Origin of the sequence: Streptomyces sp. NPDC049577 (assembly GCF_040675635.1) — a bacterium.
Lineage (GTDB): Bacteria > Actinomycetota > Actinomycetes > Streptomycetales > Streptomycetaceae > Streptomyces.
Genome location: NZ_JBFAPH010000052.1, coordinates 1 through 24,438 on the forward strand (window position 1 = coordinate 1; position 24,438 = coordinate 24,438).

At 70.4% G+C, this 24,438-nt stretch carries 25 protein-coding genes and 1 pseudogene; 19 read left to right on the forward strand and 7 right to left on the reverse strand.

Annotated elements, in window-relative coordinates; all coding sequences use genetic code 11:
- The 3 genes from AB0K09_RS09285 to AB0K09_RS09295 form a co-directional block, all read left to right on the forward strand.
- A partial coding sequence (locus tag AB0K09_RS09285) for a polymorphic toxin-type HINT domain-containing protein (RefSeq protein WP_366064684.1) occupies nucleotides 1-1,418 on the forward strand: 1,418 nt, incomplete at its 5' end.
- 111 nt (nucleotides 1,419-1,529) lie between these two features.
- Complete coding sequence (locus AB0K09_RS09290) at nucleotides 1,530-1,952, forward strand: hypothetical protein (RefSeq protein WP_366064685.1); 423 nt, start codon at nucleotides 1,530-1,532, stop codon at nucleotides 1,950-1,952.
- Between the two features lie 453 nt (nucleotides 1,953-2,405).
- A complete protein-coding gene (locus AB0K09_RS09295; protein ID WP_366064707.1) occupies nucleotides 2,406-2,957 on the forward strand; it encodes a GNAT family N-acetyltransferase in 552 nt (183 codons plus the stop codon).
- A gap of 10 nt (nucleotides 2,958-2,967) precedes the next feature.
- Here the strand turns inward: AB0K09_RS09295 and AB0K09_RS09300 are convergent, their stop codons facing one another.
- Together AB0K09_RS09300 and AB0K09_RS09305 are read right to left on the reverse strand one after the other, a co-directional pair.
- Entirely contained in the window at nucleotides 2,968-3,528 is a 561-nt protein-coding gene (locus tag AB0K09_RS09300; RefSeq protein WP_366064686.1) for a GNAT family protein, read from the reverse strand.
- Between the two features lie 55 nt (nucleotides 3,529-3,583).
- Nucleotides 3,584-4,621 (reverse strand): helix-turn-helix transcriptional regulator, encoded by a 1,038-nt coding sequence (locus tag AB0K09_RS09305; protein ID WP_366064687.1) that lies wholly within the window; start codon nucleotides 4,619-4,621, stop codon nucleotides 3,584-3,586.
- 411 nt (nucleotides 4,622-5,032) lie between these two features.
- Here AB0K09_RS09305 and AB0K09_RS09310 point away from each other — a divergent pair, with 411 nt between their 5' ends.
- The 14 genes from AB0K09_RS09310 to AB0K09_RS09375 all read left to right on the forward strand — a co-directional run bounded on the left by AB0K09_RS09310 (nucleotide 5,033) and on the right by AB0K09_RS09375 (nucleotide 18,776).
- The gene (locus tag AB0K09_RS09310; RefSeq protein ID WP_366064688.1) at nucleotides 5,033-6,310 is read left to right on the forward strand and encodes a hypothetical protein; all 1,278 of its coding nucleotides are present in this window, start codon (nucleotides 5,033-5,035) and stop codon (nucleotides 6,308-6,310) included.
- A 15-nt stretch (nucleotides 6,311-6,325) separates the two neighbouring features.
- Nucleotides 6,326-7,042, forward strand: coding sequence for an HAD family hydrolase (locus AB0K09_RS09315; protein ID WP_366064689.1), 717 nt, complete (start codon nucleotides 6,326-6,328; stop codon nucleotides 7,040-7,042).
- Between the two features lie 65 nt (nucleotides 7,043-7,107).
- Nucleotides 7,108-7,563: a discoidin domain-containing protein gene (locus AB0K09_RS09320; protein WP_366064690.1), complete on the forward strand. Its 456-nt coding sequence runs from the start codon at nucleotides 7,108-7,110 to the stop codon at nucleotides 7,561-7,563.
- Between the two features lie 121 nt (nucleotides 7,564-7,684).
- Nucleotides 7,685-8,089: a cupin domain-containing protein gene (locus tag AB0K09_RS09325; protein WP_366064691.1), complete on the forward strand. Its 405-nt coding sequence runs from the start codon at nucleotides 7,685-7,687 to the stop codon at nucleotides 8,087-8,089.
- Nucleotides 8,086-9,468: an aspartate aminotransferase family protein gene (locus tag AB0K09_RS09330; protein WP_366064692.1), complete on the forward strand. Its 1,383-nt coding sequence runs from the start codon at nucleotides 8,086-8,088 to the stop codon at nucleotides 9,466-9,468. The genes AB0K09_RS09325 and AB0K09_RS09330 overlap by 4 nt, the downstream gene beginning before the upstream one ends.
- A 43-nt stretch (nucleotides 9,469-9,511) precedes the next feature.
- On the forward strand, nucleotides 9,512-10,879 hold the full coding sequence (locus AB0K09_RS09335; protein ID WP_366064693.1) for an ATP-grasp domain-containing protein: 1,368 nt from the start codon (nucleotides 9,512-9,514) through the stop codon (nucleotides 10,877-10,879).
- The gene (locus AB0K09_RS09340) at nucleotides 10,876-12,006 is read left to right on the forward strand and encodes an Ldh family oxidoreductase (RefSeq protein WP_366064694.1); all 1,131 of its coding nucleotides are present in this window, start codon (nucleotides 10,876-10,878) and stop codon (nucleotides 12,004-12,006) included. Before AB0K09_RS09335 ends, AB0K09_RS09340 begins: the two co-directional genes overlap by 4 nt.
- A gap of 21 nt (nucleotides 12,007-12,027) precedes the next feature.
- Nucleotides 12,028-12,423 (forward strand): VOC family protein, encoded by a 396-nt coding sequence (locus AB0K09_RS09345; protein WP_366064695.1) that lies wholly within the window; start codon nucleotides 12,028-12,030, stop codon nucleotides 12,421-12,423.
- A gap of 107 nt (nucleotides 12,424-12,530) precedes the next feature.
- Nucleotides 12,531-13,352: a class I SAM-dependent methyltransferase gene (locus AB0K09_RS09350; RefSeq protein WP_366064696.1), complete on the forward strand. Its 822-nt coding sequence runs from the start codon at nucleotides 12,531-12,533 to the stop codon at nucleotides 13,350-13,352.
- A gap of 30 nt (nucleotides 13,353-13,382) precedes the next feature.
- Nucleotides 13,383-14,600, forward strand: coding sequence for a pyridoxal phosphate-dependent aminotransferase (locus tag AB0K09_RS09355; protein ID WP_366064708.1), 1,218 nt, complete (start codon nucleotides 13,383-13,385; stop codon nucleotides 14,598-14,600).
- Between the two features lie 193 nt (nucleotides 14,601-14,793).
- Nucleotides 14,794-15,960: an L-2-hydroxyglutarate oxidase gene (gene lhgO / locus AB0K09_RS09360; protein WP_366064697.1), complete on the forward strand. Its 1,167-nt coding sequence runs from the start codon at nucleotides 14,794-14,796 to the stop codon at nucleotides 15,958-15,960.
- A gap of 25 nt (nucleotides 15,961-15,985) precedes the next feature.
- Nucleotides 15,986-16,195, forward strand: a complete 210-nt coding sequence (locus tag AB0K09_RS09365) for a hypothetical protein (RefSeq protein WP_366064698.1) — start codon at nucleotides 15,986-15,988, stop codon at nucleotides 16,193-16,195.
- Between the two features lie 5 nt (nucleotides 16,196-16,200).
- Nucleotides 16,201-17,427 carry an Nramp family divalent metal transporter gene (locus AB0K09_RS09370; RefSeq protein WP_366064699.1) on the forward strand — a complete coding sequence of 409 codons (1,227 nt, stop codon included), beginning with the start codon at nucleotides 16,201-16,203 and terminating at the stop codon, nucleotides 17,425-17,427.
- Nucleotides 17,428-17,540: 113 nt separating this feature from the next.
- Entirely contained in the window at nucleotides 17,541-18,776 is a 1,236-nt protein-coding gene (locus AB0K09_RS09375) for an MFS transporter (protein ID WP_366064700.1), read from the forward strand.
- 22 nt (nucleotides 18,777-18,798) lie between these two features.
- Here AB0K09_RS09375 and AB0K09_RS09380 read toward each other — a convergent pair whose 3' ends face one another.
- Together AB0K09_RS09380 and AB0K09_RS09385 are read right to left on the reverse strand one after the other, a co-directional pair.
- On the reverse strand, nucleotides 18,799-19,299 hold the full coding sequence (locus tag AB0K09_RS09380) for a hypothetical protein (protein WP_366064701.1): 501 nt from the start codon (nucleotides 19,297-19,299) through the stop codon (nucleotides 18,799-18,801).
- Between the two features lie 115 nt (nucleotides 19,300-19,414).
- A complete protein-coding gene (locus AB0K09_RS09385) occupies nucleotides 19,415-20,389 on the reverse strand; it encodes a DUF1259 domain-containing protein (protein ID WP_366064702.1) in 975 nt (324 codons plus the stop codon).
- Nucleotides 20,390-20,581: 192 nt separating this feature from the next.
- Here AB0K09_RS09385 and AB0K09_RS09390 point away from each other — a divergent pair, with 192 nt between their 5' ends.
- Nucleotides 20,582-21,187 carry a TetR/AcrR family transcriptional regulator gene (locus AB0K09_RS09390; RefSeq protein ID WP_366064703.1) on the forward strand — a complete coding sequence of 202 codons (606 nt, stop codon included), beginning with the start codon at nucleotides 20,582-20,584 and terminating at the stop codon, nucleotides 21,185-21,187.
- A gap of 81 nt (nucleotides 21,188-21,268) precedes the next feature.
- Here the strand turns inward: AB0K09_RS09390 and AB0K09_RS09395 are convergent, their stop codons facing one another.
- Nucleotides 21,269-22,723, reverse strand: a complete 1,455-nt coding sequence (locus AB0K09_RS09395; RefSeq protein WP_366064704.1) for an MFS transporter — start codon at nucleotides 22,721-22,723, stop codon at nucleotides 21,269-21,271.
- A gap of 45 nt (nucleotides 22,724-22,768) precedes the next feature.
- A complete protein-coding gene (locus AB0K09_RS09400) occupies nucleotides 22,769-23,386 on the reverse strand; it encodes an SGNH/GDSL hydrolase family protein (RefSeq protein ID WP_366064705.1) in 618 nt (205 codons plus the stop codon).
- 321 nt (nucleotides 23,387-23,707) lie between these two features.
- Between AB0K09_RS09400 and AB0K09_RS09405 the strand changes: the two genes are divergently transcribed.
- Nucleotides 23,708-24,124: a GNAT family N-acetyltransferase gene (locus AB0K09_RS09405; protein WP_366064706.1), complete on the forward strand. Its 417-nt coding sequence runs from the start codon at nucleotides 23,708-23,710 to the stop codon at nucleotides 24,122-24,124.
- Here the strand turns inward: AB0K09_RS09405 and AB0K09_RS09410 are convergent.
- Nucleotides 24,069-24,438 (reverse strand): annotated as a pseudogene (locus AB0K09_RS09410) (MFS transporter); the annotation flags it as partial. The gene AB0K09_RS09405 and the pseudogene AB0K09_RS09410 overlap by 56 nt on opposite strands.

The window sequence follows — 24,438 nt, forward strand, 5'->3', positions numbered from 1 at the left end:
CGAAGGGCTTCGTCGGCGGCACGATCGACGCGGCGACGGGCTTGACCCACTTGGGAGCCCGTGAGTACGACGCGTCGACGGGCCGATTCATCAGCGTCGACCCGTTGATGGACACGAACGACCCGCAAACGCTGAACGGGTATGCGTACGCCAGCAACAGCCCTGTCACCTTCGCCGACCCGGACGGCAAGATGGTCTGCCCGGGCGACAACCTCCCTTGCTACGACTCTGGTGGCGGCAAGGGGACGGACGCGCTCGACGATTACGTCGATACGGACGGCTGCGGCGGCTGCACGACGGATTCCGACGTCATTTTCTACGAGCCCATGGGCACGGGGATGGTTTCGGGCACAGCGGAAGATCTCGATAGGGCACAGAAGGCTGTGCTGAAGAGAGAGCCGCGAATCTTCGAGTTCTTCGATCCGCGGAACCCCTGCAGGATGGGCGTTGACGCTGGGTGCAACAAGATTCCCTGGGATAACGCTGCTCAGGCGCTCATCTTCCAGATCATGTGCAAGCAGGAGGGCATCACCTGCGAGGGCAAGCAGAATCTCGGGCAACAGGTCATGGATGCAGCCGGCTGGGTAGCAACAATGGAAGGCAGGCTGTCCAGCCGTCTAGCCGGATCGCTCGTCAAGGGCGAGGCCAAGTCCCTGGCCAAGGAAGAGGCGGGTGGCTGCCTGCACAGCTTCACGGTAGGCACCGACGTAGAGTTGGCCGACGGGCAGAACAGACGCATCGAAGACGTTCAAGTTGGAGACCGAGTACTCGCCACGAACCCGGAATCCGGCCGGACTGAATCACGCCCAGTTGTTGCCACGATCATTACTGAGCACGACAAGGACTTCACTGACTTCACGGTGAAGACGGCCAGCGGCGAAGCATCAATCATCGCTACGGATACCCATCCCTTCTGGGTGCTCAACGAAGGGCGCTGGGTCAACGCCGGCGACCTGAAGCCTGGCGCAGAGCTACGGACAGACAGTGGTGCGCCAGCTTCCGTCATGGCAGTGCGCCACTTCAGCAAGAAGCAGCGCACCTATGACCTTACGGTCGATGGGATTCATACGTATTATGTGTTAGCTGGGTCGATTCCCGTGCTGGTCCACAACTGTACTGTGGCACCTGGTGTGCATCATGTGCCCACCCCGCAGGAGGCTCAGGAAATAATTCAAAATGCGCCTCGTGGGAGTTCGGCGGCAAAGAAATCTGACCCTTATCATCGTGCACCTATATTTGTGCAAGATGAGATCGCGGAAAAGGGAAAGGTGTGGCGTCAGGCTCAAAGGGACCCCATGAACCCGGATACCATGCTTCATGTGTCGGTTCCTGGCGAAGTGAATGGCAGGTCTGGCAACTTCCACTGGGTCGTGGACCCGCGGGGAACCCTTGTGCATGAGGCTTTCGAGCCCAGGTAGTGTTGGAGGCGGGTTGGGATGCGTGAAGTGTGGCCTAGGTTTAGTGTGCGAGCTTTCATCGAGGTGGGGTTTCCTTACCCCGGGGAGCTTTCGTATGGCTACCGTCGTGGCTTGATTGATCGCGATATCCTGGCGGGAGTGGTCGATGGCCTTGCGCGAGATGAGATTCCTCTCACGCCGGAGGAGCAAGAGATTTCTGCGCTCCTCGTGGATGAGCGCGAGCGCATCCCCGACCTTGCTGCGGGGCTCTTCAGTTATGAGAACGAGGGTTCGAGTGCGGTATGGTCATACTACTTCGCGCGTGCCGTGGCCGACTCCGTGCATGACCCTGTGGAGAAGTTTGAGGCACTCGATTCGGTTTGGTCAGACCTGGGGTATCCGGATTCAATGGCTCAAATTATTTACCCGCAGCAAGGGCATCCCGCGCATCTATATCCGGCGCTCGGGGATAGAGAACTTTCTAGCTTCCTGGCGACGTGGTTCGCTTGCCTCTCACAAAGAGACCCTCGGCAGCGCGTGGTAGCCCAGAGTTGAATACCGGTCTCGGGGTTCGCTGCCGGCGGGCCCCCGAGAGGGCTGTCGTTCGGCTCTGCAGAGTTCGGCTGCGACTGACCTTCGGGGCGTCGAATGTGCCGTACAGTACCGCGCGCTTCTCAGGTCAGCTCCGACAGGAGAACCCCGTCGAGGACGTGGTCGTTTCTCGGTTACGGCGCATTGTAGTGCGCAGTTGAAACTGCGGATGTGTGGCGACCGGGAACGGTAGATCTCGGCATCCTCCATGCCCTGATGCCATACAGCGGCTACGGATTCGGGCGATCGTGCTGGAGGACGGCAACGCATGGTCATCAGGGCCGGTCCCGCGAACCGCTATCGGGGTGCCCGACCACCGCGGGCGCCCCGTCCTCACCCGAGCACGCCCGAAGACCGTGGCACGATGCCCAGGTGATCAATGGTGCGCCCATACCCCCCGTCGTCCCTCCAGGCCGCATGGCCCTCGCCGACCAGCCCGTCCTCGGCCTCCCCAACGGCCTCGACCTGCGACCCTGGCATCTCCGCGACGCCGGCGTCCTCGTGGCCGCCGGGCAGGACCCGGCCATCCGGCAGTGGAATCTGCTGGTCGTGGAGTCGGCGGAGCACGCGCGCCGGCGCATCGAGCGCATGCACGAGCGCTGGCGGGCCGAGGCGGGGGCCGTCTGGGCCGTCGCCAGGGCGGACGGGGGTGAGGCCATCGGCCTCATCGGGCTGAACGACATCGACCTCGCCGGCGGCAGTGCCGAGCTCGTCTACTGGGTCCTGCCCGCCGCCCGCGGCGGCGGGGTCGTCGTCGAGGCCACGCGACGCCTCAGCGAGTGGGCCTTCGACGAGCTCGGCCTGCAGCGGCTCCGGCTGTGCCACTCGGTGGCCAACCCGGCGTCCTGCCGGGTCGCGGCCAAGGCCGGCTTCGCCCTCGAGGGCACCATGCGCAGCGCGCTGCTGCACGCGGACGGATGGCACGACCAGCATCTGCACGCCCGCGTTCGGGACGATTCCGGTTCATAGGGCAAGACCGTCAGGACACGGGCCTGCTCGCCCGCCAGTCCGGTGCGAGCACCGACCAGATCTCCTCGTCGTGCCGCTTCCCCCGGTACAGGTAGCTCTCCCGCAGCACGCCGTCCCGCGTCATGCCCAGCCGGCGGGCCACGGCGATGCTCGGCTCGTTCGCCGACGAGACCCACCACTCCACGCGGTGGATGCCCCGCTCCTCGACGGCCCAGTCGATGAGCACCCGCGCGGCCCGGGTCACCAGGCCCCGGCCCACCGCCGACGGCTCCAGCCAGCAGCCCGCCTCGGCGGTGCGCTGCTCGACGTCCATCCTGCGGAGGATGACCGCGCCGACGAGCTTGCCGTCCGCCCGGATGCCGCAGATGCGGCCGGCATCGGCCGCGGCCTTCTCCGCGTACGCCTGGAGGAACGCCCGGCTCGACTCCAGGTCGTGGACGACGTCGGGCAGCGCGTTGTGCTGCCCGATGAACTCCCGGCCCCGGTCGATGTGGGCCAGGAACTCCTCCGCCTGCCACGGTTCGAGCGGGCGCAGCTCGGCGCCGTCGTCGCCCAGGGATATCGCGTACATCGTCACCTTTCGCCAACGGGAAGAACTGCGACAACAACGATGACGGACGAGGCCGTCAATGGACCGGAAGCGGTACCGCGCAGGCGGCCGGCTGCCGGGGGGCCGCGGGCGGCGCGTCCAGCAGGCCCTTCTGGCTGATCAGGTAGCCGGCGTGGAGGCGGTTCCGGGCACCGAGCCGTTGCATGATCTCGGAGATGTGCCGCTGACAGGTCCGGTGTGAGAAGCCGAGGCGTTTGGCGATGACCGAGACCTCGTGCCCCTCGGTGAGGAGCCGCATGATGGACAGTTTGATGTCCTCCGACGCCGCGACCACCTCGTCCTTGACGTAGTGGGTGGGGAAGGGCTGGCTGGCGGACCAGGCGCGTTCGTAGGCCTCCACGGCGAAGTTGACGATGTCCGGGTCGTGCACGACCAGGGCGCCGTGCGGTACTTCCCGCAGCGAAATGAGTGCGGTCTTGCGGTCGAAGACCAGCAGACGCATGAACGAGTCCTGGGTGATGCGGACCTCCGCGCCCAGGCTCGTGACATAACTGACGTAGTCGGTGGTGGCCGGGCTGAACTGTGCCGTCCACTGATACAAGGTGCACATCCGCACGCCGCGCTCCAGGGCGTCGCGGGTGCGGCCGAGGGACTCCTTCAGCTGCTCGTCGGGGCGCGGGCCGCCGGGCTGCGAGGCGAGGATCTCCTCCTGTGCCTGGGCGGCGAGCACCGAGATGGTCCGGCGGACCGACTCCAGGCTCACCAAGCGGTCCGGCGACGCCGCGCCGGCGGAGGCGCGCATCGCGTCCAGACCGGTGACCAGCGCGGCCAGGCGCTGTGCCTCCTGCCGCTCCTCGGCGGCCGCCCGGATCACCGCGTTGCAGGCGCGCAGGACCGCCGCACCGGTGGCCACGGCGACCACGCTCCCGCGATCGTCCGATTCCAGTAACCCGAGTTCCAGCAGCCGGTCCACGGCTGCCGACGTCTCCTCCGGCGGGAGCGACACGAGATCGCACAGCGCGGACCGGGTCACGCCGGGGGACGAGCAGACGGCGTCGTAGACCCTGAGCGCCTCCGCTCCGACACCGGCGTCCACATCTGCGTAATGCTGCATGATTTGACCCCCTCCTAAACACGCCTGTGAAGGATAGGACCCCTTGGAAATCTTGGCTGGGTCCGGCGTGCGTGCGAAGGTCGTTCCAGTGATCAACTCCGCAACCGCAGACGGTCGTTGAGAGAGGGAAACCCCGTGGTCAAGAGCATGTCCGTACGGTCGGCCTCCGTCGCCTTGCTCCTCCTCATGGGTGCGGCGGGCGTTCAACTGACGCATTCCTCAGTCGAAGGCACGACCCGTGTCGCGTCCGCGCCGGCCGGCGACCGGGCGCCCGAGAGCGCCCAAGGCGACCTGGGATGGGGCTAGGCGGACCCGAGCGGGCCGCCGCGCCGGGCGGCGACGCGTGACAGCAAACCTGATGGGGGAAGAGTGGGAACCTTTGCAGGAGCCTTTACGGGCGAGAAGACCGTCATGCTCGGCTGTGCGTCCACCGGAGCCAAGTTCACTCCCGGGAATCACCGGGCGACCGGCGATGTGCTGCTCGACAGCATCTGCACCGGCACCACCATCAAGGCGTCGCCGCTGGCGCTGATCGCCGAGGCGGAAGCGCTCTACGGCATGGGGACGCGCTACTACCACTACCACGCGCGGAACACGAAGACCCACGAGCAGTCCACCAGCAACGAGATCTACCAGGCGATCAGCCGGCCCGTGCAACGCCGCTGCAAGGACATGCTCCTCAGTTTCGGCGCGAGCCGTAACGGGCCCGAGGTCCGGGAGGGCATCCGGCGGTTCGGCGAATGGGAACGCATCAGCCAGTGCGGTCTGCCCCTGCATCTCGGCGGGGCCCATTTCGTCACCCTCCAGGCGGCCGTCGAACTCCAGCTGATGACCGAAATGGAGCGGCAGTACGGCGAGCTGGGCCTCGACTTCATCGAGAGCGAGGACTTCCTCAAGGCCGTCGCCGGCTACCGGCCGTCCGACCGCCTCACGGCGACCAGACTCGACACCTATTCGACGAGCTCGGGGGCCGACTACGGCAGGACCTCGCCACTCATCCAGTTCGAGGTCTACAGCAGCGCCATCCGGGCCCGGCGGCAACTCGGTCTCTTCCACGAGGTGGAATGGGTCCAGTTCCCGCGCAGCTACGCGATGACCCGGTACGCGGTGGAACACCCGGGGATGCGGCTCGGCGGCACCGGACAGCTCAACATCACGCTGCTCTTCGGTTTCTCCCCGCGACTTCCCTTCCCCACCGATTACGCCGAGTTCAAGCAGGTGGTGGACGCGGCGAAGAAGCTGGAGTACGACCTGGCCGAACCGGGAGTGAAGAAGCGCCACGTGACCGTCACGGTCGGCGCGGCGGTGCTGCCGCAGCAGGCGAGCGAGCACTACCTGCCGCTCGACGTCGGGGCCCGGCGCGGGGAATCCGCCTGCGCGCTGCGCAGGCTGGCGACGTACGCCGCCCAGCCGGACAGTGGCGTCGACGTTCTCCGGTTCGGTATGGAGGACACGCCGTACGCGGTCGACGAGCGCGGAGACCTCCGGCTGGCCGGCAACTGCGAGCTCGCCGAGATCGTGCTCTCCGAGCTGGCGGCGAACGGCGCGAGGGTCGAGACCGACCACGACGCGATCTTCGAGCGCATGGGCCTGAACTGGGTCAAGCACAGCCTCTTCCTGGAGCAGCGCCAGCGCCCTCTCGGCCGGCCGGCGGAGTCCTCGCCGGAGGAATCACTGCTGACGGCCTGACCCGATCATCAGGGAGTGAGAGTCATTTCTGCCATACAAGGCGCCTGCTTCGACCTGTTCTCGACGCTGGTGCTCCGCAAACCGAACAATCCGTTCTTCGGGAACGTCGCCGAGGAGCTCGGTCTCGAACTGGACGCGTGGCGCCCGGCGTACGACCGGCTCCATGACGAGACGATGTCGGGGGTCGTCCCCGGAATCGTCGAACGCATCGCGCTGTCGGCCAAGTCCGTGGGTACCGACCTGCCGAGGGAATCGGTACGGGCCGCGGTCGAGCGTCACTTCCCCGGCTTCGTGGCGAGCTTCGAGGTCGACCCCCAGGCCGTCCCGCTCCTGACCGGGCTGCGCGACGGGGGGCTGCCCCTGGCCCTGGTGACGAACGCGTCCGACCACGCCGAATGGATCTTCGACCGGCTCGGCCTGCGCGAGTACTTCGACGTCACCGTCTTCTCCCACCGGGTCCGCCAGCTCAAGCCCCGGCCGGGCATCTATCTGAGCGCCGTCAACCGGCTCGGCATCGCCCCCGCGCACTGCGCGTTCATCGGCGACGGCCAGCACCACGAGTTGCGCGGCGCCCGGGAGGTGGGCATGACCACCCTGCTCATCGACCGCCGGCTCGCCCACTCCGAGGCCGCGCGGGCGGAGGCGGACATCGTCCTGGACGAGCTCGCCGGGGTGGCGGACGCCCTCGACGGGCTGAACAGCGCGCGCGGCATGAGGCTCAGCCACACATAGCCGGGAACCCACCTCCGAAGCACCTCCGAAGCACCTCCGGAACACGTCTAGAAGAGGAGACCGACATGTCCGTCGAGCAGTTGCGCATGATCGAAGGCTGCTACGTCACAGACTCTTCCGGTTGCCACCGCTACGACTTCTGGAACGAGCAGTGCCTCTTCGACGGGAGCCCCCACACCGGCTGGGGCTCGCCGAGCCGTTCCACGTCGGGAGCCGAATATCTGACCGTCGATCTCGGCGGCCCGCGGGTCCCGGTGCGGATCCGCCTCCAGCGGCGCCCCGTCCCCGTGATCCGCACGGGATTCCCCCGCGAGGTGCGCGTGATCGCGTACCCGGAGCAGGGCGGCGAGAAGACCGTGCTGGCCGCGGAGGGCATCTCCGTCGGGCCCGGCGAGTGGTGGGAGGGCGAACTGGAGCCCGTCGAGACCCGGCGCATCCGCGTGGAGACGGACGGGGTGGAAATCCGCCCGAGCGGCAAGTTCTTCACCCAGATCATGCAGATGCAGATCTTCGAGCGGTGACCGGTCCGGATCGTCGAGTAATCCGCAGGAAGCGCGAAGTCCACGAACTGCGTTCTCGAGAAAGGCGATTGCGATGGTCGTGCGAACCTTTTCCGTACCGACGGAGCCCTGCTCCGATTCCGTGCCCCGCAAGCTGGGCCTGTGGGCGAGCGAGCGGATGCAGGCGGCGGCGTGGCGCCTCGGCCCCGGGCAGGACATCTCCGCGCGCATGCACCCGGTGGCCGACGGGATGATCCTCGTCCTCGCGGGCCACGGCGAGTTCCAGGTCTTCGACGGGGAGGAGCCCGAACCGGCGGGCGCCTATGTGCCGTCCGCGCACTACCCCCTGGACGCGCCGCCCCGCCGGCCGCTGCCGGAGCCGAGCCGCCACCCGATCGGCCCCGGCTCGGTCGGCATGGCACCGGCCGGCCTCTACTACGGGCTGGTCAACACCGGCGACGAACAGCTGGTGGCCGTGGCGGTGACCGCCTCGGACACCACCGGAACCGCCTGGACCGTACGCGGCCAGTACACGGAGGGGTCGTGACGAACACGGAAGTCGGCGGCGTCGTCGACACCATGAGCACGGCGGACGCCATGAGCACGGTGGACACCATGGGCACGGTGGCGGACGCGGCCCGGGAACAGACCGGCGCCGGGGACGACGCCTGGGTCATCGAGACGCTCCGGCGCTACGAACCGGCCACCATGCACACGCAGCACCCGGTGGTCTGGGACCGTGCGAGCGGCAGCCGGGTCTTCGACCGGCAGGGCCGCTCCTGGCTGGACTGGACCAGCGGGATCCTGACCGCGAACGCCGGGCACGCCCGCCCCGAGGTGGTCGAGGCGGTCAAGGCCCAGGCCCAGCAGGGGCTGTTGCACGCGTACATGTTCCCGACCCGCGTGCGGGCGCGCGTGGTGCGGGCCCTCGCCGAACTCACCGGGTTTCCGCAGTGCGTCCTCTACACCACGGGCGCCGAAGCGGTCGAGGGAGCACTGAAGATCTCCCGCCGGTACGCCCGGGCGCGCGGCCGGCGCGCCGTCGTCGTCACCTTCGACGGAGCGTTCCACGGCCGGACCCTCGGTGCCCAGCTCGCCGGCGGGCTGCCGGCGCAGCGCGACTGGACACCGGAGTGCGACGACGTCTTCCTCAGGGTGCCGTACCCGGAGCGCGGGCGGGAGTGGAGCCCGGAGGTCATCGAGGAGGCACTGCGCGAGATCGGCGCCGGCCCCGAGGACGTGGCCTGCGTGGTCGGCGAGCTCTACCAGGGCTCCACGCTGCGCCTGCTGGACCCGGCGGCGGGCCGGGCCCTGCGGGAATGGTGCACCCGGCACGGGGCCCTCCTCGTCTTCGACGAGATCCAGTCCGGTTTCGGGCGTACCGGCGCGCTCTTCGCGTACGAACACATCGGTGTCCGCCCCGACCTCCTGCTGTGCGCCAAGGGGCTCTCGGGCTCGCTGCCGGTCTCGGCGGTCCTCATCGGCGATCCGCGTTTCACCGAGGGGCTGCGCCCGGGCGAGCTCACCAGCACCCACAGCGGCAACCCGGTGGCGCTCGCCGCCACGGAGGCCAATCTCGCCCTCTTCGCCGACGGGACGCTCGTCGCCGAGGCCGCGCGGCGCGGCCGCCGGCTGGCCGACGGGCTCGCCGAGTGGGCGGGCCGGCGACCCGGCGGCCGGCGGATCGTGGGCACCATGGGCATGATCGCCGGCGTCGTCTTCACGAAGGACGACGGATCGTTCGACCCCCGGACGGCACGGCGCGCGGTCGCCGAGTGCGTCGCCTCCGGGCTGCTGCTCTGCGTGCCGTCCACGCTCGGCGGCGCCATGATCAAGATCATGCCGCCGGTCACGACGTCCGAGGCCGAACTCGCCGAGGCACTGGCCATCTTCACGGCGGCCTCCGACGCCGTCCAGCCCGCCTGACGCCCCTACGGATTCCCCCCATCCCCACCACGAAGGGACACCCATGCCCACGGGTGCAGCGGCGAAGGAACCCGCGTTCCTCGTCTTCAGCGACCTGTCCAAGATCGGCCCCTATCTGACCGAGCTGCGCGCCCGCGGGCTCGCCGTGCTGGTCGTCTCCCAGAAGCGCGGCTCGGCCATGGTCCAGCGGGGCATCGAACTGCTCGGCACGCCGGACCACCCCTTCGCCGCCATCACCGACATCAGCCTCCACGACGGCGCCGACCTGAGCGGCATCGCGGACCGGGCGTCGCGCTGGGCCGAGCGGTACGACATCCGCGGCGTCCTCGTCGGGGCCGAGGTCTATGTGGAGGCCGGCCAGCTCGTCTGCGACCTGCTCGGGCTGCCGTCGGCGGGCTGGCGGGCCTCGCGGGTCTGCCGCAACAAGCTGCTCCAGCGCCGCTATCTGCGCGAGTGGAGCCCGACCTCGGTGCTCGTCACGGCCCCCGAGGGCGGACCCATGGACCGCGACGAGGCCGAGCACCTGGCCGCCGCCTACGACGGCGCCTTCCCGGCCGCGGTCAAGCCGCTCGACCGCGAGTCCAGCATCGGCGTCCGCACGGTCGGCGGACCGGACGACCTGGCGGGCATCGTCGCCGAGCTGGAGCCCGGCAGCCGCATCCTGGTCGAGGAGCGGATCCGGGGCCGCGAGTACAACGTGGACTCGCTCGTCGTCGACGGCAAGCCCGTCGTCACCCTGCTCACCCAGAAGGGCACGAACGAGGACGCCACCGAGTTCTTCGTCGAGCTGATCCACACCACGCCGCCCGACAACCTGGACGAGCGCGAGACGGGCCTGATCGTCGAGGCGCAGCACGGCGTCGTCGAACGGCTCAGGTTCGAGAACGGGTTCGCACACGCCGAGTACCGGATCACCGACGACGGCCGGGTCGTCCTGATGGAGATCGCGGCGCGCGCCCCGGGCGACGCCTGCCTGCACCTCTACCACCTGGCGAGCGGGCAGCCGGTCGAACCGGTGCTCATCGACATCGCCATGGGCCGCCCGGCCGAGTACGCGCCGGAATTCCGCCGCCGCGGCCGGCAGATCTACTTCGAGCACGTCCCCGGGATCCTGCGCGACGTCACGGTCGACGGCCTCGACGGGGTCACGCCCCGCTGGCTGGCCGACACCACCGGCATCTGGCCGGAGCTGCGGCCCGTCGACCCGCACGCGCCCGCGACCCTGCACGAGCTGTTCGTCCTCAAGAAGCGCGGCGACGAACTGCTGCGCATCACCGAGTCGTCGAACCGGGCGGTGACGGCCGTCTTCGACGTGCCGATCGACGGTGACATCGACGCGGAGGAGGCACGGATCCGCCGGGCCGTCACGGTCCGGACCACCCCGCCGGGACAGCCGGGGAACGCCTCATGACAGGCGCCGGGGACCTGGCGCCCGCGCGCCTGATCGTCGAGGCGGCCGAGCTGACGCGCTTCACCGCCGCATCGCTCCGCGCCGCGGGCGCGAGCTCCGCCGACGCCGCGGTGACCGCCGATGTGCTGGTCGCGGCCGACCTGGCCGGCGTCGAGAGCCATGGCGTCGCCCGTCTGCGCCGTTACGTCGAAGGGCTCAAGACCGGTGACATCAACCGGGACGCCGTGCCCGAGGTCGTCGGCGACAAGGGCAGCGTGTGCGTCGTCGACGCGCACAACGGGCTGGGGCAGCCCGCGCTGTGCACGGCCGTCGACCTCGCCGTCGGCAAGGCGCGCGAGTACGGCACGTCCGCGGTGATGGTCCGCCGCTCCAACCACATGGGCATCGCCGGCTGGTTCGCCGAACGGGCCGCCCGCGCGGGCATGTTCGCCATGGTGTCCACCAACGCGGTCCCGCAGGTGGCGCCGATGGGCACCAGTGAGCCCATGTTCGGCACCAACCCGTTCTGCTACGCCGTCCCCACGGCCGGGGGAATCCTCTGCTTCGACGGCGCCACCAGCGTCGTCTCCCGCGGCAAACTCGAACAGCTGGACCGCACGGGGAAGCCCATGCAGACCGGCTGGGCGCTGGGTCCCGACGGCCGGCCCTCCCTCGACATCACCGGAACGGTGACCGGGCTGATCAACCGGAAGGGACACGCCCTGCTGCCGCTGGGCGGCGGCGAGGCGGACCACGGCGGGCACAAGGGGTCGGGCCTCGCCCTCTTCATCGAGCTGCTGTGCGGACCGCTCGCCGGCGCCCGGTGGAGCCGCCACACCTACCGGGGCGGCGAGGCGGGCCTCGGCCACTTCGTGTTCTGCCTGAGCCTGGACGCGCTCGGCGATCCCGGCGCCATCGCCGCGGCGGCGGCGAGCCTGGCCCGGGAGGTCCAGGGCGCCCCCGGCGTCGACCCGCAGGACCCCGTCCGCATCCCCGGCGAGCGGCGCCACCGGTTCACCCGGGCCCGGCTGGACCACGGCATACCGGTCCTGGAGTCCGTGCTCCAGGACCTGAACGACCTGGCGGAGCTCGTGGGCATCGGCCCCGTCGCCACCGTCGAGCACGACCTGCCCGCACCGCAGCACTGACCACCACAGGAGGCAGATCCCATGAAGTACGAGCGGCTCGACCACACCGTCCTCACCGTCAACGACATCGACGCCACCGTCGACTTCTACAGCCGGGTGCTGGGCATGGAGGTCGTGACCTTCAACAGCCTCGTGAACGACCGGAAGGCCCTCCGGTTCGGCGACAGCAAGATCAACCTGCACGAGGTCGGCAAGGAGATCGAGCCGACCGCCGAGAACCCCGGCCCGGGCACCGAGCACCTGTGCTTCATCGTGACGGACCCCGTCGAGGACGTCGCCGCGCACATCGAGGCCCAGGGCGCCGTGATCGAGGAGGGCCCGGTGGAGCGCGTGGGCGCCCTCGGCCCGATCAACAGCGTCTACGTCCGCGACCCCGACCGGAACCTGATCGAGATCAGCAATCTGATCGCCCGCTGACACCGGCCGCACCCGGCAGAACCGGCCGGCGCGCGGCGCCCGTCCCGCACCGCGCGCCGGCCCGCCCACCCCCGATCCCCCGACCGCGGCCTCCGCGAAGGAACGGCATGCCAGACCGTGATCCGAAAGAGTTCTACGACGACCTCGCCGAGACCTACCACCGGATGTACGACGACTGGTGGGGCTTCGCCGTCCACTACACCGACGCCCTCGCCGCGCTGCTCGCCGCCGCGGGCGTGCGGCCGTCGGCCGAGGTCCTCGACTGCACCTGCGGCATCGGCACCCAGGCACTGCCCCTGGCCGCCAGGGGATACCGGGTGACCGGATCGGACCTCAGCGAGCGCGCCGTCGAGCGCGCCCGCCGCGAGGCCGCGTCCCGCGGACTGCACGCCGAGTTCGTCACCAGTGACGTGCGCCGGGTCGCCGACCGGCTGGACCGCACGTTCGACGCCGTCGTCTCCGGCGCCAACTCGCTGACGCACCTGCTCACCGACGACGACCTGGCCCGGGCCCTGGCCTCGATCCGCCGCTGCCTGCGTCCCGGCGGCGTCTTCCTCGCGACCATCCGGGACTACGACCGGATCCTGAAGGACGACGTCCGGGGCCTCGTCCCGGAGATGTTCGGCACCGGCGACGACCGCAGCATCGTCGTCCAGGCGTGGGACTGGGCCGAGGACCGGCGCACGCTGACCGCCGATCACATCCTGCTGACCCGGAAGCCGGGCGAGGACGGCTGGAACACCGCCGTGCGCACCACCGACTACCGCGCCCTGCGCCGCGCCGAGTTCGACGCGGCCCTGACCGCCGGGGGATTCACCGACATCCGGTGGTTCTTCCCCGAGCACGACGATCCGCGCGGGGTCGTTCACGAGGGCCGGAGCGGCTACTACCAGCCGGTCGTCGTGGCCCGGGCCAACCCCGATTCCTGAGGCGGGAGAAGAACAGTGGTACAGAACGACATGATCACCGGCACCCGGGGCCGCGCCTCCGCGCGCGTCGCCTCGATCGCCGAGTCGGCCACCCTCGCCGTCGACGCCAAGGCCAAGGCGCTCAAGCGCGCCGGGCGCCCGGTCATCATCTTCGGCTCCGGCGAACCGGACTTCCCCACGCCACAGCACATCGTCCAGGCCGCGGCGGCCGCCTGCCACGACCCCCGGTTCCACCGGTACTCACCCTCCGGCGGCCTCCCCGAGCTGCGGGAGGCCATCGCGGCGAAGACCATGCGCGACGCCGGCCACCACGTGGACGCCGCGCAGGTCGTCGTGACCAACGGCGGCAAGCAGGCGATCTACGAGACGTTCGCCGCACTGCTGAACCCCGGTGACGAGGTCATCGTGCCCGCACCGTACTGGCCGACCTACCCGGAGGCGATCGCGCTCGCCGGCGGGGTCCCGGTGCCGGTCTTCGCCGACGAGACGACCGGATACCGCGTCGGCGTCGAACAACTCGAGCGCGCCCGCACGGGGAACACGGCCATGCTGGTGTTCTCGTCGCCCGCCAACCCGACAGGCGCGGTGTACGGCCGGGCGGAGACCGAGGCCGTCGGCGCGTGGGCGGCCGAGCACGGGCTGTGGGTGCTGTCGGACGAGATCTACGAGCACATGGTCTACGGTGACGCGGAGTTCCACTCGCTGCCGGCCGTCGTGCCGGACATCCGCGACCGGTGCGTCGTCGTCAACGGTGTGGCGAAGTCGTACGCCATGACCGGCTGGCGGGTCGGATGGGCCGTCGCCCCGCACGACATCGCCGCCGCCATGACGACCCTCCAGTCCCACGTCACGTCGAACGTCTGCAACATCGCCCAGGCCGCCGCGCTCGCCGCGGTGTCCGGCGACCTGGAGGCGGTCTCCCGGATGCGGGCGGCCTTCGACCGGCGCCGGCGGACGATCGTGCGGATGCTGGGCGAGATCGACGGAGTCCGGTGCCCCGAACCCGACGGCGCCTTCTACGTCTACGCCTCGGTGAAGGACCTGCTCGGCAAGGAGATCCGGGGGCGGCGCGTCGGCACGGCGGCCGGTCTGGCCGGACTGCTGCTGGACGAGGCCGAGGTGGCCGTCGTCCCGGGGGAGGCCTTCGGCACCCCGGGCTACCTCCGGCTGTCCTACGCCCTGAGCGACGAGGACCTGGTCGCCGGGGTCGAGCGCATCCACGCGGTGCTCGCGGAAGCGAAGGACTGAGGCGGCCACGCGGCCCGACCCGCGGTGAGGCAACGATGCCCACCGCACCGATCGGCACGGCCGATCGCCCGTCATCGGAACAGGCCCGGAGTGATTCATGGACATGTCTGCCAGATCGTCGGAGAACACGGGGAGCACCCAGGAGGCGGGCGGCCCCTCGCGCGGAGCACGGCCACCGGGTCCCCGCGTCGCGGTGATCGGAGGCGGAATCGTCGGACTCGCCGTCGCCCACGCGCTGGTCGCCCGCGGCGCGCGTGTCACCGTGTGCGAGAAGGAGACCACCTGGGCCGCGCACCAGACCGGCCACAACTCCGGGGTCGTCCACGCCGGGGTCTACTACGCGCCGGGCTCGGACAAGGCCCGGATGGCGCTGGAGGGCAATCGGTCCATGGTGGCCTACGCCCGCAGCCGCGGCGTGGCGGTGGAGGTGTGCGGCAAGCTGATCGTCGCCACCAGGACCGACGAACTCCCCGCTCTCCGAACGCTCGCCTCGCGCGCGGAGGCCAACGGGGTGCCGGCCAGGCTGATCGGCCCCAAGGAGGCCGGTCACATGGAGCCGTACGTCGCCTGCCTCCAGGCACTGCACGTCCAGACCACCGCGATCATCGACTTCCCCGGTGTCTGCGCCCGCCTGGTCGAGGACCTCGCCGAGGCCGGAGCCGATCTGCGGCTCACCACGCCCGTGACCGGCATCCGCAGCAGGGGCGGCGGGTTCGAGGTCGGCACGCCCCACGGCGCGGTCCGCGCCGACCGCCTGGTGAACTGCGCGGGCCTGCACGCCGACCGCATCGCCCGCCTGGCCGGACTGCGCCCGCCGGTGCAGATCGTGCCGTTCCGCGGGGAGTACTACGAGCTGCGACCCGCCGTACGGCACCTCGTCCGCGGACTGGTCTACCCGGTGCCGGACCCGGCCCTGCCGTTCCTCGGCGTGCACCTGACCCGCATGCTGGACGGCAGCGTGCACGCCGGGCCGAATGCCGTGCTCGCCCTCCGCCGCGAGGGATACCGGTGGCGTGACGTCTCCGTCCGCGACGTCGCGTCGGCAGCGGGCTATCCGGGCCTGTGGCGACTCGCCAAGCGCTATTCGCGCACGGCCGTCGACGAGGTCGTCCGGTCGCTGTCCCGGCGGCGGTTCGCCCAGAGCCTCGCGCGCCTGGTGCCCGGCATCGAGACCGGGGACATCGTGCGCGCCGGCGCCGGAGTCCGGGCCCAGGCCCTGCGCCCCGACGGCACGCTGGTCGACGACTTCCTGCTGATGCGCGCCCGGGGCCAGGTCCACGTGCTCAACGCGCCGTCCCCGGCGGCCACCGCATCGCTCGAGATCGGCCGGCGCATCGCGGACCACGTACTGGAGGCGTGATGGCCCGCGCGACGGGACCCGCCCCGTGAGACGAGCGGCGGACCACATCGGCCGGCTCCGGGTCTTCGCCGCGACCGGTGCCGTCATGGCGCCGGCGGGCGGGGCGCTGGCACTGGGGGGCGAACCGCGCTCCGGGGGAGGACTCGCGGCGGCCGGGGCCGTGCTCGTGCTCTGGGAGACGATCGGGCTGTGGCTGGCTGCCCGCAAGCAGGTGGGAGAGGTGGAGGAGCCGTGACAGTGATGACCGCGCCCCCGCGGAAGGCGGCCGGCGGGCGGGTGACGATGTACGGGCCCGCGTTCGTCGCGGCCATCGCCTATGTGGACCCCGGGAACTTCGCCACCAACTTCGCGGCCGGCTCCCGCTACGGCTACCTCCTCCTGTGGGTCGTCATCGCGGGCAACCTCATGGCGTTCCTCGTGCAGTTCCTGTCCGCGAAACTCGGCCTGGCCACCGGCCGGGACCTGCCGCAGATGTGCCGCCTCCACTTCCCGCGCCCGGTGGTCCTCGGACTGTGGGCGCAGGCCGAACTGGTCGCGATCGCCACCGACCTCGCGGAGGTGATCGGTGGCGCCGTCGCGCTCAACCTCCTCTTCGGGCTGCCGCTGCCGCTGGGCGGACTCGTCACCGGTCTCGCGGCCTTCGCGGTGCTGAGCCTGGAGACGCGCGGCCACCGGCGCTTCGAGGTGGCCGTGGCCGGCCTGCTCGTCGTGATCGTCGCCGGCTTCCTGCTCGACACCGCGCTGGCGGGCGTCGACGTGCCCGGGATCGCCGGGGGAACCGTGCCCGCGTTCTCGGGCGAGGAGAGCGTCCTGCTCGCCACGGGGATCCTCGGGGCGACCGTCATGCCCCATGTGATCTACCTGCACTCCAGCCTCACCGGCGCCCGCACGCGGGGAGCCGGCCGGCCGGGACCGGCCGGTGGGCAACTGCGGTCGGTCCGGCGCGACGTGCTGACCGGTCTGGGACTGGCCGGCGTCGTGAACGCCGTCATGCTGATCATCTCCGCCCAGCTCTTCCACTCCGCCAACCGGTCCGTGGACACCATCGGCGACGTCCACGCCGGACTCGGCGAGACGCTCGGCCGTCACGCGGCGCTCGCCTTCGCGATCGCCCTGCTCGCCTCGGGGCTCGCGTCCTCGTCGGTCGGCACCTACGCGGGCCAGGTGATCATGTCGGGGTTCCTCGGCAGGACCCTGCCGCTCACCCTGCGCCGCGCCGTCACCCTCCTGCCGGCGGTGATCCTGCTGTTCGCGGGGACCGACCCGACGGACGCCCTGGTGTGGTCACAGGTCGTCCTGTCGTTCGGCATTCCGTTCGCCCTGGTTCCGCTGGTCCTGCTCACCCACGCCCCCAAGGTCATGGGCCCCCTGGCGAACCGGCCCGTCACCACGGTCGCGGCGTCCGTCGTCGCCGCGCTCGTGATCGGCCTGAACTTCTACCTCGTCGTCCGGATGCTCACCGGCTGACGACCGTTGCGGAACCCCTGTGCGACGCCGCCCACCGCCCGTAATATGCGAACAGCTTGAACGTCCCTTACCGCCAACGTCCCTTACCGCCAGCCAGGACGCGGAGCCATGCCATGCCCCACTTGATGCCGGAGGCCGGACCGCAACGGGCCATCGCCGCCTCGAACTTCGTCTACACCCTCGGCAGCGGTCTCTATCTGACCGCCGGGGTGCTGTACTTCACCCAGGCGGTTCACCTGCCGGCGACACAGGTGGGGCTCGGCCTCGGGATAGCCGGCTTCGTGTCGCTGGCCGTCGGGATAGCGGTCGGCCATCTCGCGGACACCCGCGGAGCGCGCGGCGTCTACGCGGCCACCCTCGTGGTGCGCGCGCTGGCCACGGCCGGTTTCCTGGCGGTGGACGGCTTCTGGCCGTTCGTCCTCGCCGTGTGTACGGCCACGAGCGCGCAGGCGGCCGGAGTGGCCGCCCGCAGTCCGCTCATCCGGCGCTACGGAGGGGACCGGCCGCAGGAGTTCCGGGCGTACCTCCGCGCCGTCACGAACATCGGCATCTCGCTCGGCGCGCTGCTGGCGGGCTGGGCGGTCCAGGTGGGCACCGCCACCGCCTACCAGCTCCTGGTCGTCGGCATCGCGGTCTCCTGCGCGGCCTCCGCGGCCGTCCTGGTCCTCCTGCCGCCGGTCGCTCCCGGGCCCGCCACCGACGGGCCCCGCTGGATCGCCCTGCGGGACTGGCCCTACCTGCTGATCACCGCGCTCGACGGCGTCATGGCCATCCAGTTCAAGGTGCTCACCGTGGCCATCCCGCTCTGGCTGGTCGAGGCCACCACGGCCCCGCGCTGGCTCATCTCGGGCACCATGCTGGTCAACACCGTCATGGTCGTCGCCCTCCAGGTGCGGGCCAGTCGCGGCATCGACTCTCCCGCCGCCGGCGCCGGCGCCTACCGCCGGGCGGGCGTGGTCTTCCTCGTCTCCTGCTCGCTGATCTCGCTGTCCTCGGGGGTGCCGGCGTGGGCCGCGGCCGCGCTGCTCATGGTCGCGGTGCTGGTCCACACGGTCGGCGAGCTGTGGCACTCCGCCGCGGGGTTCGAGGTGTCCTTCGCCCTCGCCCCGGAGCACGCCACCGGCCAGTACCTCGGGGTGTTCGGCCTGGGTGCCGGACTCTCCGAGGCGCTCGGGCCCGGGCTGCTCATCTCCCTGTGCATCACCTGGGGGCGCCCCGGATGGTACGTCGTGGGAGCGCTGTTCACCCTGACCGGCCTGGCGGCGCCCCTCGCCGTGCGCTGGGCGCAGCGCCGCCGGCCGGGCCGGGAGATGCCCCTCGAAGCCGTGGCGAAGGCGCCGGCCGCGTGAACCGCGCCGCGCCGGCCGCCGGCTACATCCAGATCGTCGACGTCGCGACGGTCCTCGCCTTCCTCGGGTGGTCCGGGTTGCCGTAGCGGACCTCGACGCGCGGGTGGGAGCGGAGGAAGTCGACGTCGACGATGCGGACCTGCTCCGGCCTGCTGACCGTGCGGGTCGCTATGTCGGTGTTCAGGAAGAAGCTGAACTCGCCCGTCGCCGGGGCGTAGACGAAGAACCGCCCGCCCGAGTAGTGCCGCCCCAGCCGGTCCTCGGTCAGGACGAGGGACCAGTAGTCCACGCAGTGGCCCGCCGGGCACATGAACTCGTGTGTCGCCCGGAGGCCGTCCAGGTCCATCACGTCGAACGGGTTCTCCGACGCGGCCGACGCGGGCGCGGCGGCGGTACGGACGGGGTTCACCGGGGCGGGCGCGGCGGCCTGCGCGCCCTGGGCGAGGGTGAGGGTCAGGGCGGCGGCGGCCGTGCCGGCGGCGAGGACGCGGCGGAGGGCGGCGCGAGAGTTCCGAGAGGGCATGGGTCGGCTCCAGTCCGGGTGAGTGATCACGTCGGTACGAACGGTGATCATTGCTCCGGTCCGGTGCCGCGGCAAGGCCGTAGGGAGGAAACAGGCCAACGCCCCATAGCGGCGGCTATGCCGCCGGGGCGGCGACGACATTCGTGAGGTCGACGACCCTACGCAGGGCGCGGGCGAGCCTGATCGGGTCGTCCACGGCCCAGATGTGGATGAAGAACAGCCGGGGTTCGTCGGTGAGACCGTGGTTGTGCAGTTCGACGAGGTCGATCCCGCCGTCGCGCAACGCCGAGATGACGTCCTCGACCTCCTCGGCGATCAGGGCGAAGTCGCCGCTGAGGGCGGCCCGTCCGCGGCCGAGCGGCTGGAAGATGAGCGCCGTCGTCGCCCCGAGGCCGGGCGGCAGGACGCGGTGCAGGTCGACGATGGTCTCACGACGGATGAAGGTGGCGGTGTAGACGCCGATGCCGGCGGTTCCCTTGGTGCCCAGCGCGGCGTCGATGCCGGCCGTGTCCAGGCCGGCGGGCGGGGCGGGGGTGGCCGGTTGCTTCTCGGCGGGCGGGGTGGCGGTGTGGTCGAGGGCCGCGCGCAGGCCGCGGGCCAGGGGGAGGGGGTCGGAGCCGTGCGCGTGCACGTGCGTCCACCAGACGTCGGGATTCTGGGCGGGCAGGTGTTTGTGAATGGCCGTCTGCATGAATCCCCGGGTGCGCAGTGCGTCGGTCGTTTTCTGCAGCTCGCCTTCCGTGACGACGAGATCGCCCATGATGAGAAAGCTGTCGTCGCTGTAGCGCACGAACGATACGTGCGAACCGAGGGCCAATGCCGGTGTGACGGTGATTCCCCGGGTGACGACGCGGAGATCCGTCCGCGGAAATCCCGTGTGGTAGTACACGCCCCGGATCATGTTTCCCGGCCGCCCCAGGGCCTGGGCGACATCCGCCCAGTCGGCGGCGGTGGACGGTATCGGCTCGGCGGGCGTGCCGGCGTCTCCGCCACGGCCCTGCGAGGGGCGGGCGGTGGCCCTTCCCGTGCTGGTCAGCAGCGGCGCCAGGGCGGCGGCGCCCGCCAGGAGCCGTCGCCGTCGCAGAAGCATGCCCCTGTGCGGCTGGTGATTCGTCTCCGCGTTTCGCATGAGCGCCTCCGCCGAAGAGAGTCACGGTCATGAAAGCACAGAAATACCCATTTCGACACTCATGAGCCGCCGGTTCGCGCTCGGCCGCGCCGCTCGGAAGGGCATGACCGGGCCTGCCGGCCCTGGGGTACGATCGACCGTATGGGTAGTGCCATGGCAGATGTCACCGACAAACGCCTCCTGCGCGGTGCCCGGACCCGGAGGACCGTACTGGAGCGGGCGGTCGACATCGCCTCGCTCGACGGTCTCGAAGGGCTCAGTTTCGGCCGCCTGGCCACGGACACCGGGCTCAGCAAGGCGGGCATCCAGACGCTCTTCAAGTCGAAGGAAGCGCTGCAACTGGCGGTCGTCGACTTCGCCCGCGAGATGTTCATCGACCATGTCGTCCGGCCGGCCAGGTCCGCGCCGCGCGGGGTCGCACGCCTGCGCGCACTGCTGGACGAGTGGGTCGTCTACGCCTCGACCCCGCTGTTCGCGGGTGGATGCTTTCGAGCCGCGAACCTCGCGGATTTCGACGGCAGGTCCGGGCCCGTCCATGACGCGCTCTTCCGCGATCAGCGGGAGTGGCTCGACGTCATCGCCGGCGAATTGCGGTACGCCATGGACAGCGGTGAGATCGCCGAGCTGGACGTCGAACTCGCCGTCTTCCAGATCGACGCGCTGCTGTGTGCCGCCAACACGGCTCTGCGGCTCGGGGACGACAGCGCGGTGAGCAAGGTCCGCCGCATCGTCGAAGGCCTGCTGGCCGCCCCGCAATAGCACCGCCCCGCCATAGCACCGCCCCGCAGTGACAACGCCCCGCAATGACGCGGTCCGAGCCACGACCGTTGATCCTCGCACTCAGGCCTGGGCCGCCGGCCGCTTCGGCAGAAGGAAGACGACAACGCCGGCCATGACAGCGATGGCGAACGTCCCGAAGGACGCGACGGCAAAGGCGTGACCGGCGGCGGCGACCCTGCCGGCCGCCGCAGGATGGAACGAGCCGAAGAAGACCGCCCCGATAACGGCAACGCCAATCGCTCCGCCGCACTGCTGGGCCGTGGACAGGACCCCTGACGCGACACCGGCCGACTCCGGCTTGACGTGGCTCAGCACCGTGTTGAGCGCCTGGGTGATGACCAGCCCGCCACCGACGCTCTGCAGAATGAGGGTGGGGATCACGAGCAGCGGAGTGATCCGCGGGCCGGACACCAGCAGGAGGCCGGTCGCCAGGTAACCGCTCGCCAGGATGATCGCCCCGACTTCGAGAACGCGTCTTCCGTACTTCGGGATCATCCGGCTCGCCACCATGCTGAACACGAAGAACGCGATGGCGGCCGGCGTGTGGACCAGGCCCGCGCCGAGCGCCGACATGCCGAGGCCTTGCTGCAGCGTCACCGACAGGGCCAGGTAATACGAGTAGATCAGCGCGTACAGGGCGAGGACGAGAACGATCCCGAGCGAGAACGAGCGCTGGCCGAACAGCGCCGGCGGCACCAGCGGATCCCCGCCACGCCGTTCCAGGCTCCGCTCGATCGCGACGAACAGGCCGAACGCGACCGCGCTGCCCGCGAAACAGGCCCAGACCCAGCCCGGCCAGCCCGCCTGCTGCCCCTGGATGAGCGGGAGCACCAGGAGGAAGAGGGCCGTGCTGAGCACCAGGACGCCCGGCATGTCCAGCTTGCGGGCGGCGGCCGGGCCCGTCTCCGGTACGTAGCGCACGGCGAGCAGGAGCATGGCGATGCCGATCGGCACGTTCACCCAGAACACCAGGCGCCAGCCGGAACCGAACAGGTCGGCGCCGATCAGCAGTCCGCCGACGACCTGTCCGCCGATGGTGGCCATTCCCATGACGATGCCGAGCACGCCGTACACGCTGTGCCGCCTCGCCGCCGGCACCAGCACCGTGACGTAGGCGAACACCTGGGGCACCATCAGAGCCGCCCCCAGACCCTGGACAACACGTGCGGCGATGAGGCTGCCCGCGTTCGGCGACAGCGCGCAAGCGACTGACGACAGGGTGAACAGAGTCATTCCGAGAAGGAAGATCCGCTTGCGGCCGAACAGGTCGGCCAGGCGAGTGGCGGTGATGATGAAGACCGCGTAACTCAGCTGATAACCCGCCAGCACCCACTGGACATCGCTGTCGGAGGCATGCAGGTCCGCCACGATCGAAGGGTCGGCGACCACGACGATGAACGAGTCGAGGACCGCCATGAACAGGGCGGTCAGGACCACCGATATCGTCATCCACGGAATGGCATCGGGTTTCGCGGCCACTGTCGGCCGGCTGATTGATTGCTGACTGCTTGCCACGATGAGAGACCTCTTTGTTCGTCGGGGTGCGCCCTGGGGCGGGAATCAAGCGGATGTGGCGCGGCCCAGGGAATCGGCCAGCTTCTTGACCATCTCGGCCGCCATCACGGCCTGACCCGAGGTCGAGAAGTGGAGGCGATCCTCACTGAGCAGGTTGGCGCGGTCGTTGACCGGGTGATCCCACATGTCCACCACGATGGCGCCGTATTCGGCGGCCAGACCGCGCACGATCTCGTTGACCGCGGCAATGCGCTCCGGCCAGTCGGGGAAGGCCGGGACGACATACGCCCTGCCGAGCGTGAAAGTGGTCAGCAGGGCGCCGGTGTCCTTCGCCAGGTCGTACATCTGCCGAAGCGTTCGCTCTGTTCCACCGAAGTCCGGCCTGCGCCGCACGATGTCGTTGGCCCCGCACGGCACGTGGAGCAGGTCCGGGGAGAACTCGGCCATGCGGGCCGCCTGATTCTCGATGGTCCGGGCGGTTGTCGCCCCGATCTCGGCGGCATTGAGGTAGTCGAGATCCCGCCGGACGGATCGCAGGACACCGGCGACCCGGTCCGGCCAGCCCTGATTCCGGTAGCCGGGGGTGGGATCGCCGATGCCCGCCGAAAGGCTGTCGCCGATGACGGCATATCTGCGCCACGGGGCCCCGGCCAGCAGGGCCACGGCATCCGGCTGGTCCAGACAGAACGGGTCGGTCGCCTCGGTGAGGACGGGTTGCGCCATGCAGAAAAGAATACAGTCGATCGTATGTCTTCCTCAAGGGGTGCCGGTCCGGCACCGCCTGCCGGCCTGGCCCGGCTGGGGTCGCGGGTGCGACGATCAAGTCGAACGCTGCCGCACACAAGCTTCTTGACGAGGTGAACCCTGCGGTGCCGGCCACCGTGAACCTCGTCAGGATCACCCCGCAGCGGCTCGTCGGCATGTGCGCCGACTGACCCGGATACCCGACGAGGACTTCGGTCCGTGCGCCACGGAAGAACACACATGACCGACGGCATCACCTGCGCATCGCACGCCGAGCGCCCCATACCCCCCGCCGCCGTGCTCGCGCTCTACCGCCAGGAAGGATGGTGGCCCGAGCGCACCGGGGAACAGGTCGCCGAGGTCCTCGGGCGGTTCCCGGCCGCCGGTGCCTGGCGCGGCGAGGAGCTGGTCGGGTTCGCCAGGGCGGTGACGGACGGGGCGTTGCGCGGCTACGTGGAGGACGTCGTCGTCCGGGACGGCTGCCGGGGGAACGCCGTCGGGCACGAGCTGATGTCCTGCCTGCTCGCACAGCTCGGCGGCGTGTCCGTCGTGTCGCTCTTCTGCAGCGCGCGGCTCGTCCCGTTCTACGAGAGGAGCGGGTTCACGGCGACGCGGCAGGTCGTCCTGCACCGTGCGGCAGCCGGCGGACGGCCGTAGACGCCAGCGGGGCCAGAGCGGCCGCGACGTACAGCGCGCCGGCGGCCGTCGCCACCCGGAATCCGCCGAAGGCCCCGGCCAGCGGGCCCACGGCCAGCTGGCCGACCGGGATCGCGAGGTAGGAGAGCAGGTCGTCGTAGGACGAGACGCGCGACAGCACGTGCGACGGGACGTGCTCCTGGAGCGAGGTGTCCCAGGCGATGGCGGTGAGGGACGTCCCGAGACCCGCGACGAAGGCAGCGACGACCAGCCACGGGGCGCCGAGGCGCGCGCCGAGGGCGAGCGGACGGTGGACGACGCACGCGACGCCGCCG